Here is a 14,655-nt window from a genome sequence, read left to right on the forward strand (position 1 = left end):
GGCTTTTCGAGAGGATGAGGGAAATGAACGGAGCACCGAGTACGAACGGTCACGCGACCGAGTCCGTCCGGGCCCGGGGCGGATACGACGCCTTCTTCGCGCCGATCCCCGAACAGACGGGATCGGGTGTGATCGAAGGGCCGAGCGCCCCGCTGCCGGAGGCCGCGTCGACCGGTGGCGCGCCGCATTTCTCCACCGGCCGCCCCGAGGCGCCCACCCCGCCGCGCGCGCCGGAACCGCCCGCGCGCGCCGAGGGCTCCGGAGCGGTGACCGCCGCGCCGGGGCAGGCGTTCCCGGCGGCGTCGGCCGATGCCACCGGCCGTGCCTGGACCGGGCCGGAATCGGCGAGTGTTCCCCCGGCGACGAGCAGCACGCCACCGGCGGCCGAACCGACCGTGAGCTATCAGAACACCGGCGCGCACTACGGTGTCGCGGCCGAGAACGTCAGCAGGCCATGGCAATCCGCGGATTCCGCCGAGACCGCCCGGCCCGCGGCGCAACCCACCACGTCCCTGCCCGCGACCCGTCCGCCCGAGCGCACCGCCCGGGACGCCTCCGGCCGCATCGAGGTGATGCCCGCCGCGCTGACCTCCGCCGATCTGCTCGCCGATATCGCCGCCGCCCGCCGCGCGCAGTTGAAGTCGCAGAGCGGTATGCGCGGCGCGTTGAACAAGGTCGGCTTCAATTTGGGGTTGTCCCCGGCCGAGCAGCGCACCGAGGAGCGTCGCGGCCGCATCCGTCGTCAGCTGACCTCGACCTATCAGATCGCGGTGATCAGCGTGAAGGGCGGCGTCGGCCGCACCACCGTCACCGCCGCGCTGGGTTCGACCTTCGCCGATCTGCGCCCGGACCGGGTGGTCGCGATCGACGGGAATCCCGACTTCGGCGACCTGCCCACCCGCACCCGGCGTCATCCCTACGGCCTGACCCTGCGGGACCTCGCGCGGGCCGGGAATCTGGAGGCGTTCTCGGCGGTGCACTCGTTCACCTCGGTCAACGAGTCCGATCTGGCGGTGATCGGGTCGCCGTGGAATACCGAGGCCACCGAGGCGCTCTCGGGGCAGGAGTACAGCGCGGCGGTCGAGATCCTGCGGCGGCACTACAACCTGTTGCTCGTCGACTGTGGTACGGGTGTACTGGATTCGGTGACCAACACGGTGCTGCGGACCAGTGACGCGGTGCTGGTGGTCACCCCGGCCACCGTGGGCGGGGTCAAGGGTGCGGTCGCGACCCTGAACTGGCTCAATTCCCAAGGGATGCAACATCTCATCGCGAAATCGATCATCGCGATCACCCATCATCAGGCGGCCCGGCCGACCGTCGAGGTGGGCCATATCGAGAAGCTGTTCGCCTCCGCGCAGCGGCCCACCCGCATCCTGCCCTACGACCCGCACCTGGGCGAGGGGGCCGAGATCGATCTGCGCCTGCTCGACGCCGACACCGCGTTGGCGTTCGAGGAACTCGCCGCGGCGCTGGCCGACGGCTTCCCGAGTTATCCGGCCGCCCCGGACGATCGCGGCGGGTGGCGATGAGCACGGCGTTCGCCCCGGCGTCGGCTCCGACGCAACCCTCCGCGGAGGTCGCGCGCGCCCGCGTCGCGGTCATGGTCGCGACCTACCAGGTCGACGTGGTGGTGCCGACCAAGTTCACCATCGAGACCTTCATCGATGATCTGCTGACCGTGCTGGCCCGTTCGATCGACGACGACACCGTCGACTTCACCCCGCCGACCGGCCAGTGGAGCCTCGGGCGTCCCGGCGAACCGCCGATGCCCCGCTGGCGCAGCCTCGCCGATCACGACATCGTGGACGGCGCGGTGCTGATGCTGTCGGTGGTGGAATCGGCGGAGATGTTCACCCCGGTGGTCGAGGACATCACCGACGCGCTGGCCCAGATCAACGAACGCGAATTCGCCGAATTCGACGCCGCGACAACGAGAATCGCCGGACTCGCCGCCTTGGGCGCGGGGTCGATCGCGACGGCGGCGATGCTGTCGGTGTCCTGGACGCGTGCGGGTTCGCTGCTGTGGTGCGGGCTGCCCGCGCTGCTGCTCGGCGCGATCTGCTGGGGTGCGGCGCTGCTGGCCGGACGCCGCCGCGCCGCGCCCGCGATCTGCCTGGGATTGTCGCTGGCCGCGTTGCCGCTGCTGTTCGCCGGTGGCGCGATGCTGGTGCCCCCGGCCTACGGGCATGTCGGCGGATTCGCCGCGGCCAATGTGGCGGCGGGGGCGGTGGTGGCCGCGGTCGCCGCCGCGACCATGTTGCGGCTGACCCGACAGGGCATCGCGACCCTGATGGCGGTGACGGTGACCGGCGCGATGGTGACCGTGCTGGCGTTGCCGCTGGCCTATTTCGACGTGTCGGTGGGGCAGATCTCCGGCGCCGCCGCCTTCGTCGGACTGGTCGGCCTCACCATGGCCCCGCGTCTGGCGGTACTGGCCGCCCGGATCCGGCCGCCGGACCTGCCCGACCCGGGTAACGAGGTCGCGCCCGCCACCCTGGCCGATATCTTCGACGCCGAATCGGCCCGCGAGGTCGACCCCGACGATCCCGCCGACGATCCCGAACTCCGGTATCAGCACAGCGAATCCGGTATCGAGGGCCGCGCCCGGCTGGCGGTGACCAGCCTGCGCGGCCTGATCGCCGCGATGTCGGCGGTGCTGGCGGTCTCCTGTGTGCTGACCGCCGCCGCGAGTCCGGGCGGTATCCGCGAGATCGTGCTGGCCGCCGCCGTCGCCGGGATCCTCGTGCTGCGGGTGCGCTGGTATCCCGATCGCGCGCAAGCACTTTCGCTGCTCACCGCGGCGGTCGTCACCGTGACGGGTGTGGGTTTCGTGCTGATCGATGCCTACGGCAGCGCCGCGGCCCGGCTGTTGGTCGCGCTGTTGGTCGTCGCCGCGTCCTGCGCGGGATGTGTTGCGGCGCTGAAACTTCCGAGTAAGCGGCTGTCGCCGGTCACCCGACGGGTGATCGATCTGATCGAGTACGCGCTGGTGTTGCTCGTCCCCGTGATCGCGTTCTGGATCATGGGCGTCTACACGGCGATGCGGGCGATCTGATGAAGCTCGCGCTACCCGCGGCCGCGCTGGTCGCGCTGGTGCTGGCCGGTGTCGCGGCGCCGGCCCAGGCGTTGGATCCGCCGGAGGTGGTGCTCGGGGCGACGCCCGCCGACGGAAATCCGGGGCCGGAGATCCCGACCAAACAGGACAAGGGCTGTGTGGCCGCGGGCGTGCTGCGCGACAGCGATCTGTCCCAGGTACCGCCGCCGGAACAGGCGTTGGATCTGAAGCGGGCGCGCGCGTTGAGCACCGGAACCGGTGTGACCGTCGCCGTGCTCGACACCGGGGTGTCGCCGAGTTCGCGGCTGCCGCATCTGACCGCGGGCGGGGATTACCTCGTGGCGGGCGGCAACGGCCTGTCCGACTGCGATGCGCACGGCACGCTGATCGCCGGAATCATCGGTGGCGCAGCCGATTCCGCCGACGGGTTCACCGGCGTCGCGCCGGACGCCCGGCTCATCTCGATCCGCTCCCAGTCCGGCGCGTTCGAGACCGATATGGCCGGGACCTCCGACGAGAACGTGCGCCTGACACTTCAAGTGCGAACCCTGGCCCGCGCCATCACGCACGCGGCGAATCTCGGGGCGAAGGTCATCTCGGTGTCGCTGCCGATCTGCCTGCCCTCCGACGCGCGCGTCGATCAGTCGACGCTGATGGCGGCGGTCGCGTACGCGGTGCACGTGCGGGGCGCGCTGATCGTGGCCGGGGCCGGGAACACCGGAAGTTCGGGCTGCGAACAGAATCCGGCCATCGATCCGGGACGTCCCGGCGACTCCCGGAACTGGCGCGATGTCAAGACCATCTCGACGCCGGGCTGGTATTCCCCCGACGTGCTGACCGTCGGGTTCACCACCGCCAACGGTGTGCCGATGGAGGATTCGCTGACCGGGCCGTGGGTGTCGGTCGCCGCGCCGGGCACCGGAATCGAATCGCTGGGTCCGGGCGGCCGGTTGATCAACGGCGTCGGGGAGCCCGGCAAACTGGTCGCGGTCGGCGGTGCGTCGTTCGCCGCGGCCTACGTCAGTGGCGTTGCGGCGCTGCTGCGTTCGCGATTCCCGAACGAGACGCCGCGCGAGATCACCGCGCGGTTGACGGCCTCGGCGCACGCGCCCGCGCGCGGTATCGACAATTCGGTCGGGGCCGGGGTCATCGATCCGCTGGCCGCGCTGAGCTATCGCACGCCGCCGCAGCCGCCGACCGGGCTGTTCCGCTGGTCCGCGCTGCCCATGCCGAAACCGGTGCGCCCCAAGGACTATCGGCCCGCGGTGATCGCGTCGATCGTGGTGCTGCTGGCCGTACTGCTGGGCGTGGGCGCGAACTACGCCGGTTCCGCGCTCGGGAGAAGGCGATGAGCGGGGCGGTCGGGGTCGTCGGAATCTTCGGGGTCGCCCGGCTCGAGCGCGGTCCGGTGGCCACGGTGGTGGTCGGCGGCAGTTTCGTGCTGGCCGGGGCCTGGGGACGGCTGCCGTGGTGGATCGCGCCGACGGTGGTCACGGTGCTGCTGACCACGGTGATCGTCCGGGTGAACGGGCGCACCGCGGCCCGCTGGCTGCTGGACTGGGCCGGGTATCGCACCGGGCGTACGGCCCGCGCCCGCGATCGCGTCGATCCGCTGTCGGTGCAGGACGTCACGGTCGCGGCCGGTGTCTGCGGTATCCACGACGCGGGCGCCACCCTGGTCGCGATGATCCAGCTCGCGCCGAATCTGGACCTGCCCACGGTGATCAGCGAGAGTTCGCTCTACACCGAGGACACCGTGCCGGTCGACGCGCTGCTGCCGATGCTCCACCAGTACGGCCTGGAAATAGATATCGACATCGTCACCACCGCGCAGCGGGTCCGGTCGGCCAGCAGCTACAGCATGCTGTACGACCAGCTGATCGGCCCGCATCCGGTGGTGGGGGACCGGCGCACCTGGCTGGTGGTCCGGCTCGATCAGGAACGCAATCTCGACGCCCTGACCCGGCGCGGCCCGGTCGCGGTGTCCGGGCCCCGGGCACTGGCCACCGCAGCCCACCGGATCGCCGGTCGACTGCGCGAGCGTGGCACCGCGGCCCACGCGCTCCCGGCCGAGGCCGTGCGCGAGGCGACCAGACTGCTGCACGCCGGAGTCGAACTGACCGATCTGCGCGAGCGGTGGGGACATCTGGAATCCTCGGTGCCGGGCCGGTTCGTCTCGAGCTATCTGATCGACTGGACCAGGCTCGACGGCGCGGGTCTGGACGACTGCTGGACCTGGAACCGGGGCCGCACCACGCTGGTGGTGAGTCTGGCCGGGGGCGCGCTGGGTTCGCGCGGTCTGGTGCGCTGCGTCGGGCCCGCGCCGACGATGTCCCCGCCGGGTTATCTGCGTCCGCTCGGTGGCCGCCAGTCGGTCGCGATGCTGGCGACGCTGCCGACCGGGACCTCCACCCGCGACGTGCCCGGCGACGATTCGGGCGACGACCTGGCCCCCGCGGAACTGCTCGCCGAACTGCCCATCGCCATCGGCCCCAACGGCCAGATCCTCGGCGCGATCAGCGGACAACCTCGGCACACGTTGGCGCTGCCGCTGTTCGATCCGGCGCACTACAACCCGCAGCGCCGCACCATCGACGTGCACGCGGAACTGCCGGTGGCCCAGCAGATCGTGCTGCGCGCGATGGTCGTGGGCGCGGATGTCGAGGTGTATTCGGCTCGGCCGCAACGCTGGTCGCAGCTGGTGTCGGTGGTCGGGGATCCGATGTCGCTGCGGCTGGCCGATCCGGCGGAGACGGGGAACGATCCGGCTCCCGACGACGGCGCGCCCGCCACGATCGCGGTGTTCGATCAGATGCCGCCGCGGGTGTCCGCGGCGCACACCACGGTCACCATCAGCGAGCCCGGTACACCGCATCGGCGGTCGGCGGACCTGTCGATCGATCAGGTCAGCGCGACCTCGGTCGACGTCGGTATCCCGATGCGCACCGTGCGGGTGGAACTGATCGAACCGCGTGGCGAGAGCCGCTATTTCGAGGGTCCGCCCGCCTCCTCCGCGATGTCCCCGCCGGACGCCGCGCTCGAGGTATCCACAACGGTTCCGCTACCCGATAAATCTCGAGTGCGGTGAATGGAGGGAACGGTAATGTCTATCAATGTGGTAATGGATTCTCAGGCGGATGCCGTCGATGTGCAGGGAGGTGCGGTTCTTCCCGAGGGCACGACGCTCCAGGAGCAGGACGGTGACGACGCGCTGAGCCCGAGGCAGGCCGCGGCGGTCATTTTCTCCGCCCGGTTGTCGGATTTGATTTCCGAATCCGTCGTCTCGACCGAGGACGGAACGACCAGGTCACTGACGCTGTACGCGCTGGCACAACATTTGGAGCTGGCCTATCCGGATGTGCCGGTCTCGCAATCGGGGCTGTATCGGCTGATGCACGGCGAGGCGATTCCGCGGCTCGATCTGATTATCGCGCTGGCGCGGGTGTTCGATGTGCCGCCCGAATATTTCGTCACCGGCGGCGGGAAATCCTGACCGTCGCGGCGGGATATTCCCGCCAGCGGGAACAATCGTCCATTCCTGGTGTGGGCCCGGCCGGATAACATTCGAGGATGTCCGAGTCGGACCCGGGAGATGTATTCATTCGCCATCGCGGCGCGGTTCTGGAAGCGTTGCTTTCCGGGCCCGGTTCGGGGCAGGCCGCGGCCCCCGCGGTAGGTGTGTCGGCCCCGGCGACGGGTGTGTCGTCGAGTGTGAGTGCCGCGGTCGGTGTGCCGTCGGCGAGCTCGGGTGAGACCGCCGGTCGTCCGGTGGCGTCGCAGTTGCTGCCCGACCCCGAACCCGAGAGCACCGCGCCGAATCCGCGTCGCGCGTCGGGTGGGCCGCGGGCCTCCGATCGGATCATGGCGCTGCTGAACGGCGAATCGCCGAGCGGCGCGAGTGGGCCGGAATACACCTCGGACTTCGGTCGGGTGGCGAACAGATCGAGTGCGCCGCCGGAGAGTCCGAGCGAGCCGCCGCCCGAAAGTCCGCGACCTCCCTCTCCGCCGACCGCGTCGAACGCCTCTCCGGCTGCCGGATTCGGCCGGGACGTGCTGGTTCAGCTGCGCAAACCCAAGGTGGCGCTCACCGTGGCCGCGGTGCTGGCGGTGCTGTTGATCATCGTGCTGGTCACCACGACCGGCGGGGACGACAAGCAGACGAATCAGCTGGCCGTCATCACGCCTGTCGCGGCCGCGCCGCAGACCTCCTCGGCCAAACCGACGCCGACCCAGGCCGCGTCCGCGACGATCCAGGTGCGCTCGGCGCGGGCGCACTGCCCGTCGGGCAGCACCGATGCGATGGACGCCTTCAGCGGGCAGCCCGGGAAAGCCTGGTCGTGCGCGCGGGCCTACAAGGTCGACGGGCAGGTGCTGACCATCGATCTCGGCAAGACCTACGAGGTGGATTCGATCGGCATCGTGCCCGGCTGGGACGGCGTCAGCGCGGACGGCGCGGACGAGTGGAGCAAGTTCCGCACGGTCAGCCGGGTGTCGTACCAGTTCAACGATTCCAATCTGACCACCTACACCCAGCAGACCCTCGACCAGCGCACGCTCGTGGTCACCACGCTCTCGCCGCCGGTGCGGGCCTCCAAGGTGACGCTGACGATCCTGGAATCCAAGGGCGACCCCTCGGTCAACATCACCGCCATCTCCTCGATTGTGATCACCGGAAATTGAGCCTCTCCCATCTGGTCTGCCAGTACTGCGCGCACCGTAACCACGCCGCGGAGGCGCAGTGCGCGCACTGCGGTGCGCCCCTGACCACTCCGGCCACGAATTCACCTGCCGCGAATTCTCCTGCCGCCGAAGGGCATTCGATGCTCACCGAGGCGGCCAAGGGGGCGACGGTCGCCGAACACGCGCTCGCCGACACCGCGCGGGTCGCGACCGACACGATGCAGTCGGTGAAGGGCGCGGCGACGGTCGCCAACAATGTGCAGCGTTTGTTCGACACCATGCTGCCGAAGCTGAGCTGGCAGGCCGTCGCGGTGATCCTCGCGGCGATGGGGCTCGGGGCCTTCCTGCTCATCCGGTCGTGTTCGGGTGGGCTGCCGTCGATGCCCGGGACGAATCCGGTGGACGCGCTGCCGCAGGTGGTGCGGTCGGCCGCGTCGTGCCCGGCCGCCGGGGTCGGCAACTGCGTCATCACCGGGACCGATTCGCTGCTGTCGGGAGGTCTCACCGGCGGTCGCGATCTGCCGCTGTCGGTGCAGGTCGACAGCGTCGATCAGGTGAGTGACGTGGTGCGGCGCTGGCATGCGGCGGGTGCGACGGTGCTGGCCGACGGCGCGGTCTTCGTCGGGGTCGGCCCGTCGAACACCGTGTGGTATGCCGACACCCGCACCGGGCTGCGCATCGAAACGGGGACCTTCGCGAGTCGGATGGCCGCCCAGACCTTCCTGGTGCGCGCCGGTCTGATCCGGTGATATCGCACAGGTTGCGCGACACCACTTCCCAACCGCGGGGATAGACCTGTATCGACTACGTCCCATTAATTTATGTACCGTTATTTAGCGGCGTATAGATGCCGCCGACGAGTCTCGTAATTGAGGGAAGGCCCGGGCCGATGTCGGCAGTCACCCAGCAGACGATTCCACTGAAGCGCTTCCGCGACGCTCCCACCGATCTGGAGGCGGTGTACTTCCGCTGGATCCAACGCGGCGCCGCCGCCCCCACCATCACCGATCGCGCCGAACGGATCTTCCGGCATCACCTCGAACTCGCGGTCGTGCGGCAGCCCGGCGTCGCGATCACCCGGGTGTACCGGCCCGACGACGGCAGCGGGCTGGGCCCGGCGATCCAGGTCGTCAACGACGATATGCCGCTGCTGGTCGACACGCTGACCTCGGCGTTGCGCCGCCTGGGCGCCGAGATCGCCGAGGTCGTGCATCCGGTGTTCGACGTCGCCCGCGACACCGTCGGCCGGTTGCAGGGGCTGGCGCCGCGCGCGAGCGACGCCCGGCCCGGTCCGGCGGCCGCCGAGTCGTGGATCCACGTCCAGTTGCACACTTCGGCGGATCCGGAACTGCTGGACCGCATCGAACGGGCGCTCGGGCCGCTGCTGGAGGAACTGCGTCGGGTGAACGACGACACCACCCCGATGACCAGGACCATGGCCGCGCTGGCCGACCGCCTGGACCGGATGGTGCGGGTGGCCGGCGACGTCGAGATCGACGACAGCGCAAGGCTTTTGCGCTGGATGGCCGACGGCCACTGCACGGTGCTGGGCTACGGCTTCTACCCGATCGCCCGGACCGATCCGGCCACCGAGGCCGACCTGCGGCAGGCCACCGGAACCGGACTCGGGGTGCTGCGCCACGGCGTCGGCGTGCCCGCGGCCGGTCGGCTCGCCGGTGCCCCGGTGCTGCGGCTGACCAGCGGATCCATCGACTCGATGCTGCCGGGCGCGGCGGACCTGTGCTTCGTGCGCGTCGCGGATCCGGGCCGGGAACTGCCGGTCGCCGAGGTGCCCGAGACCATGCCGGGCGAGCACGTCTTCGTCGGCACCTTCACCGTCACCGGATCGCACGAGGACATCCTCGACATCCCGCTGATCTCGCGGCGCATCCACCGGGTCATCGAATGGGCCGGGCTGGACCTGAACTCCTTCTCCGGGCAGGCGATGCTCGAAGTGCTGCAAACCTTTCCGCGCGTGGAGCTGTTCTCCACCGACGTGCGGCGACTGTTCGAAACCGTCTCCTCGGTCATGAATCTCGGTCTGCGCCGCCAGGTTCGGCTGTTCCTGCGCCGCGACGACCGCGGCGGGACCGTGCACTGCCTGGTCTACCTGCCGCGCGACCGCTACTCCGGTGAGGTGCGCGGCGCCATGCAGGACGTGCTGGCCGCCGAGTTCGCCGCCACCCGGATCACCTATTCGGTGCGCGTCACCGAATCCGACCTGGCCGTAACGTATTTCACGGTGCATCGGGACCCGGCGGCCGAGCCGGTGGACATCTCCGAATCCAATCGCGACCGCATCCAGGAGGCGCTGTTCGAGGCCACCCGCACCTGGTCCGATCGGCTGGTCGCGGCGTCCGCGAGTGCTCCGGCGATCAGCGCGGCTCTCGCCCGGGAGTACGCGGACGCGTTCCCGGCCGGTTATCAACAGGAGTACGAACCCGATCGGGCGCTCGCGGATCTGCGGCGGCTCGAGGCGCTGGCCGACGGCGAGGTCGAGTCGGATCTGTACCGCGATCCCGAATCACCCTCGGGGGAATGGCGTTTCACGCTACTGGTGGTCGGGGCCGAGGTCTCGCTGAGCCGGGTGCTGCCGCTGCTGCACAGCCTCGGGGTCGAGGTGGTCGACGAGCGGCCGTACCGGATCGAACTGCCCGGCCGCAGCACCCGGTGGATCTACGATTTCGGGCTGCGCGCCCCGGCGGGCATGCTGCGCGGCGCGGTCGACGAGGATCTGGAGGCCGAGCTGGCGCGTGCCGCCGAGCATGAGGCCGGACCGGAAAACGGTGTGCGGCAACGCTTCGCGGACGCCGTCGCCGCCATGTGGTCGGGGCGCGCGGAGGTGGACGGCCTCAACGAACTCGTACTGCGGGCCGGACTGCGCTGGCGGGAGATCGCCGTGCTGCGCGCGTACGCGAAATATCTGCGGCAGGCCGGTTTCACCTACACGCTGGGCAATATCACCCGGGTGCTGTCCACCCATCCGGTGGCCGCGCGCTGGTTCACCGAATTGTTCGACGCCTACTTCGATCCCGAGGGCGTGCCCGCGGTGGCGTCGGCGCGGGCGGCGGCCGTCGCGGGGCGGTTGCAGGACGACATCGATGCCGTGGTCAGTTTGGACACCGATCGGATTCTGCGAGCGTTCCTCGGGCTGATCACCGCGACGTTGCGCACCAACTACTACCGTCGCGACGAGAACGGCGCGGCGCGGGATCAGCTGTCGTTCAAGCTCGCTCCGCATGCCATTGCCGAATTGCCCAGGCCCAGGCCACAATTCGAGATCTTCGTGTATTCGCCTCGGGTGGAGGGTGTGCATCTGCGGTTCGGGTCGGTGGCTCGTGGCGGGTTGCGGTGGTCCGATCGGCTGGAGGACTTCCGGACCGAGGTGCTGGGGCTGGTGAAGGCTCAGGCCGTGAAGAACGCCGTGATCGTGCCGGTGGGGGCCAAGGGTGGTTTCGTGGTGAAGCAGCCGCCTGCCGCGACGGGTGATCCGGTGGTGGATCGGCAGGCTGCCCAGGCCGAGGGGATCGCCTGCTATCGGACGTTCATCTCGGGGCTGCTGGATGTGACCGATAACGTGGATCATGTTTCGGGACAGGTGATTCCGCCCGAGCGGGTGGTACGGCGTGACGGTGATGACACCTATCTGGTGGTGGCCGCTGACAAGGGGACGGCGACGTTCTCCGATATCGCCAACGAGGTCGCGCAGTCGTACGGGTTCTGGCTGGGTGACGCGTTCGCTTCGGGTGGTTCGGCGGGTTATGACCACAAGGCCATGGGGATTACGGCCAAGGGGGCGTGGGAGAGTGTGAAACGGCACTTCGCCGAGCTCGATATCGATACGCAGGCAACGGATTTCACTGTCGTCGGTGTCGGTGACATGTCGGGTGATGTGTTCGGCAACGGCATGCTGTTGTCGCGGCACATCCGCTTGGTGGCCGCCTTCGATCATCGGCATATCTTCCTGGATCCGAATCCCGATGCGGCGTCGTCGTTTTCGGAGCGGGAGCGGATGTTCGCGCTGCCGCGGTCGTCGTGGGCGGACTACGACGAGTCGCTGATCAGTGCCGGTGGCGGCGTCTACGATCGGTCGGCCAAGGCGATTCCGGTCAGTTCGCAGGTGCGTGCGGCGCTCAGGATCGCTCCCGGGGTGAGTTCGCTGTCGCCCGCCGAGATGATTCGGGCGATTCTGCTCGCGCCGGTGGATCTGCTGTGGAACGGCGGTATCGGCACCTATGTGAAGGCGTCCGGCGAGTCCAATGCGGACGCCGGTGACAAGACCAACGATCCGGTCCGCGTCGACGCGAATCGCTTGCGGGCCAGGGTGATCGGCGAGGGCGGCAATCTGGGGCTCACCCCGCACGGGCGCATCGAGTTCTGCCGCCAGGGCGGTAAGTGCAATACCGACGCGCTGGACAATTCCGCCGGTGTGGACTGCTCGGATCACGAGGTCAACATCAAGGTGCTGCTCGACAGTCTGGTGACCGCCGGTGAACTGCCCGCCGACGAACGCGATCCGCTGTTGGCCTCGATGACCGACGAGGTCGCCGAACTCGTACTGCGGGACAATATTTCGCAGAACTTCTGCATGGGGCTGTCCCGCAGCGACGCCCGCTCGATGCTGGAAGTGCACCGCAGGCTGATCGCCGACCTCGAGGTCCGGCACGGTCTGGACCGCGCGCTCGAGGCGCTGCCCGCGGAGGCCGAACTCGGCGAACGCGCGGTACTCGGCGAGGGACTCAGCTCCCCGGAGATCGCGAATCTGCTTGCCCACGTGAAACTCTCGCTCAAACAGGAATTGCTGGCCGGTGATCTGCCGGACAGTCAGGCGTTCGCCGCGCGGCTGCCCGGCTACTTCCCCGAACCGTTGAGCGCGCGGTTCGGCGCCGCGATCCGCAAGCATCCGCTGCGTCGGGAGATCGTCGCGACCACGGTGGTCAACGAGATGGTCGACTACGGCGGCATCACCTTCGCGTTCCGGCTGGCCGAGGAGGCCGGGGCCGATGCCGCCGATGCCGTGCGCGCCTTCACCGCGGCGGTGGAGATCTTCGATCTGCACTCGCTGTGGGAGCGCATCCGCACCACACCGATGCCCGCCGCGGTCCGTGACGAACTGGAGCTGGAGACCGAGCGCACCCTCGATCGCGCCTGCCGCTGGCTGCTGGCCCACCGCCCGCAACCGATCGCGATCGGCGCGGATATCGCCCGCTATTGGGAAGGGGTGCGCACCCTTTCGGTGCCCGCGTGGCAGCCCGGCCCGCTCGCCAAGGATCTGCTGCGGCGTTCGCGCGGGCCGATCGATCGCGGCGCACCCCGCGATCTGGCCGAGGAGGTGTACCTGCTCATCCACCGGTTCTCCCTGCTGGACGTGCTCGACATCGCCGAGATCACCCACCGCGACGCCCCGGAGGTGGTGGCCCTCTACTACGCCCTGGATGAACGCTTCGAGATCCAACGCCTGCTCACCGAGGTAGCGGGCTTGGATCGCGGCGACCGCTGGCAGGCCCTGGCCCGCCTGGCCGTCCGCGACGACCTCTACGGCGCCCTGCGCTCCCTCACCATCGACGTCCTCACCATCACCGAACCCACCGAGACCCCCACCGAGAAGATCACCTACTGGGAGTCCACCAACCGCCCCCGCCTCGCTCGCGCCCGCGCGGCCCTGACCGACATCTTCGCCAGCGACAGCAAGGATCTCGCGACGCTGTCGGTAGCGGCCCGGCAGTTCCGGAGCCTGGTCGGCACCGGCGAGGCCGGCGCGGTAATCCTGGACTGACAGCGCCCTACGATCGGGTCGCGCCTCGCACACCGAGCGCGGCCCGATCGGTATGTTGCGCAGTCTGATTGGTCAGGTGCGGGTTTACTCGGAGAGTGTGTCAGCGTCCGGTGGCGATGCCGCAGGCGCTACAGAATTTGGCGAGTGCGGCGAGTTGGTGTCCGCAGGCCGTACAGTGTTGCGGCTCATGGGATTCGAGGTTCTCGCCGCAGTGTGAGCAGAACCGTCCGCCTTCGGGGTTGGCGGTGCGGCAGGACGGGCAGGTGGGTGTGGCGGCGGGTTGCGTGGGAACCGGGGGAGCGGCGGTGTGCTGCTGAATCGCGTTGAGGCCCAAGGCGGCACCGAGGAATCCGCCACCGCCGCCGGTGCCGTTGGCGAGTCCGTGGCCCGCGTCGAGCGCCAATTCTCCTGCGGCGTAACGCTGGAAGTCGCCGGTGAGGCGGATGTAGGTCTTGTCCTTGGCGAGTCGTTTGAGGCGGTCCGCGTCCTCGGGGGCCAGGGTGATGTCGAAATTGCCCATGCGCGGTATGCGCAGACCGTATTCGTAGAGGGTGGTGTTGGTCTGGCGCAGCACCGCCGACTCGATGACGTGCAGGTGCGCGGGCAACCCCAGCACCGGCCATTCGCCACCGGAAATCCCCTGTGTGATGGTCACTTTCATGGATTTCAGGAGTAGTTCCGAACACCAGTTTCGCACCGCGGCGGGGTCGGTGAGGTCGGTGGTTCCGGCCAGCGCGGTGATCAGCTGTTCGGGTTCGCGCACCGACAGCGCGAATTCGCCGAACGCCCGCAACGTCACCACCTGCTCACTGGCCGGGTCGACGATATCGGCAAGTCTCCCACCGAATTTGACGCCCGGGAACTCCCGGGTGGAGACGAAGTACAGTTCGGCGCGATAGAAGTTGCCGCCGGTGACCGAGTCGACCAGCGCGCCCAGCACCGGCAGTTCGTCGGCGTCGACCCGGTGCCGCCCCGGGCCCATGGTGGCCACCACCCGCCCGGTCTTGACGAACAACGCCATCTCGTCGGCATTGACCACCGCCCGCGAGTACCGGCGGATGTTCACATCCGGCCACTTGTACACCAGCTGATTCTTGCGGGCCTCGGGGACGGCGATGAACTCCCGGTCGAACCACGCCAT

The 14,655-nt window shown here is 69.3% G+C and carries 9 protein-coding genes; 8 read left to right on the top strand and 1 reads right to left on the bottom strand.

The features are described from left to right. Window positions 1-23 precede the first annotated feature (23 nt). The 8 genes from NRB20_RS38675 to NRB20_RS34440 all read left to right on the top strand — a co-directional run bounded on the left by NRB20_RS38675 (window position 24) and on the right by NRB20_RS34440 (window position 13,514). A complete protein-coding gene (locus NRB20_RS38675; protein ID WP_227834157.1) occupies window positions 24-1,532 on the top strand; it encodes a MinD/ParA family ATP-binding protein in 1,509 nt (502 codons plus the stop codon). Next, window positions 1,529-3,058, top strand: coding sequence for a type VII secretion integral membrane protein EccD (eccD, locus tag NRB20_RS34410; RefSeq protein WP_153415662.1), 1,530 nt, complete (start codon window positions 1,529-1,531; stop codon window positions 3,056-3,058). Before NRB20_RS38675 ends, eccD begins: the two co-directional genes overlap by 4 nt. Continuing rightward, entirely contained in the window at window positions 3,058-4,410 is a 1,353-nt protein-coding gene (gene mycP / locus NRB20_RS34415; RefSeq protein ID WP_153415601.1) for a type VII secretion-associated serine protease mycosin, read from the top strand. The genes eccD and mycP overlap by 1 nt, the downstream gene beginning before the upstream one ends. Then, window positions 4,407-6,146, top strand: coding sequence for a type VII secretion protein EccE (gene eccE / locus NRB20_RS34420; RefSeq protein WP_153415602.1), 1,740 nt, complete (start codon window positions 4,407-4,409; stop codon window positions 6,144-6,146). The genes mycP and eccE overlap by 4 nt, the downstream gene beginning before the upstream one ends. Then, the gene (locus NRB20_RS34425) at window positions 6,147-6,551 is read left to right on the top strand and encodes a helix-turn-helix domain-containing protein (RefSeq protein WP_227834158.1); all 405 of its coding nucleotides are present in this window, start codon (window positions 6,147-6,149) and stop codon (window positions 6,549-6,551) included. Between the two features lie 77 nt (window positions 6,552-6,628). Next, window positions 6,629-7,738: a discoidin domain-containing protein gene (locus NRB20_RS34430; protein WP_153415603.1), complete on the top strand. Its 1,110-nt coding sequence runs from the start codon at window positions 6,629-6,631 to the stop codon at window positions 7,736-7,738. Next, complete coding sequence (locus NRB20_RS34435; protein ID WP_153415604.1) at window positions 7,735-8,487, top strand: hypothetical protein; 753 nt, start codon at window positions 7,735-7,737, stop codon at window positions 8,485-8,487. The genes NRB20_RS34430 and NRB20_RS34435 overlap by 4 nt, the downstream gene beginning before the upstream one ends. 140 nt (window positions 8,488-8,627) lie before the next feature. Next, complete coding sequence (locus NRB20_RS34440) at window positions 8,628-13,514, top strand: NAD-glutamate dehydrogenase (protein ID WP_153415605.1); 4,887 nt, start codon at window positions 8,628-8,630, stop codon at window positions 13,512-13,514. A gap of 100 nt (window positions 13,515-13,614) precedes the next feature. On the opposite strand, the gene NRB20_RS39130 is transcribed toward NRB20_RS34440, so the two are convergent. Continuing rightward, complete coding sequence (locus NRB20_RS39130) at window positions 13,615-14,655, bottom strand: SPFH domain-containing protein (RefSeq protein WP_153415606.1); 1,041 nt, start codon at window positions 14,653-14,655, stop codon at window positions 13,615-13,617.

Source organism: Nocardia macrotermitis, from assembly GCF_009604405.1.
GTDB classification, from domain to species: domain Bacteria; phylum Actinomycetota; class Actinomycetes; order Mycobacteriales; family Mycobacteriaceae; genus Nocardia; species Nocardia macrotermitis.

Coding starts and splice junctions, on each gene's coding strand:
- NRB20_RS39130 (WP_153415606.1), bottom strand. CDS start 14,655: ATGGCGTGGTTCGACCGGGAGTTCATCGCCGTCCCCGAGGCCCGCAAG.
- NRB20_RS34430 (WP_153415603.1), top strand. CDS start 6,629: ATGTCCGAGTCGGACCCGGGAGATGTATTCATTCGCCATCGCGGCGCG.
- NRB20_RS34440 (WP_153415605.1), top strand. CDS start 8,628: ATGTCGGCAGTCACCCAGCAGACGATTCCACTGAAGCGCTTCCGCGAC.
- eccD (WP_153415662.1), top strand. CDS start 1,529: ATGAGCACGGCGTTCGCCCCGGCGTCGGCTCCGACGCAACCCTCCGCG.
- eccE (WP_153415602.1), top strand. CDS start 4,407: ATGAGCGGGGCGGTCGGGGTCGTCGGAATCTTCGGGGTCGCCCGGCTC.
- NRB20_RS38675 (WP_227834157.1), top strand. CDS start 24: ATGAACGGAGCACCGAGTACGAACGGTCACGCGACCGAGTCCGTCCGG.
- mycP (WP_153415601.1), top strand. CDS start 3,058: ATGAAGCTCGCGCTACCCGCGGCCGCGCTGGTCGCGCTGGTGCTGGCC.
- NRB20_RS34425 (WP_227834158.1), top strand. CDS start 6,147: ATGGAGGGAACGGTAATGTCTATCAATGTGGTAATGGATTCTCAGGCG.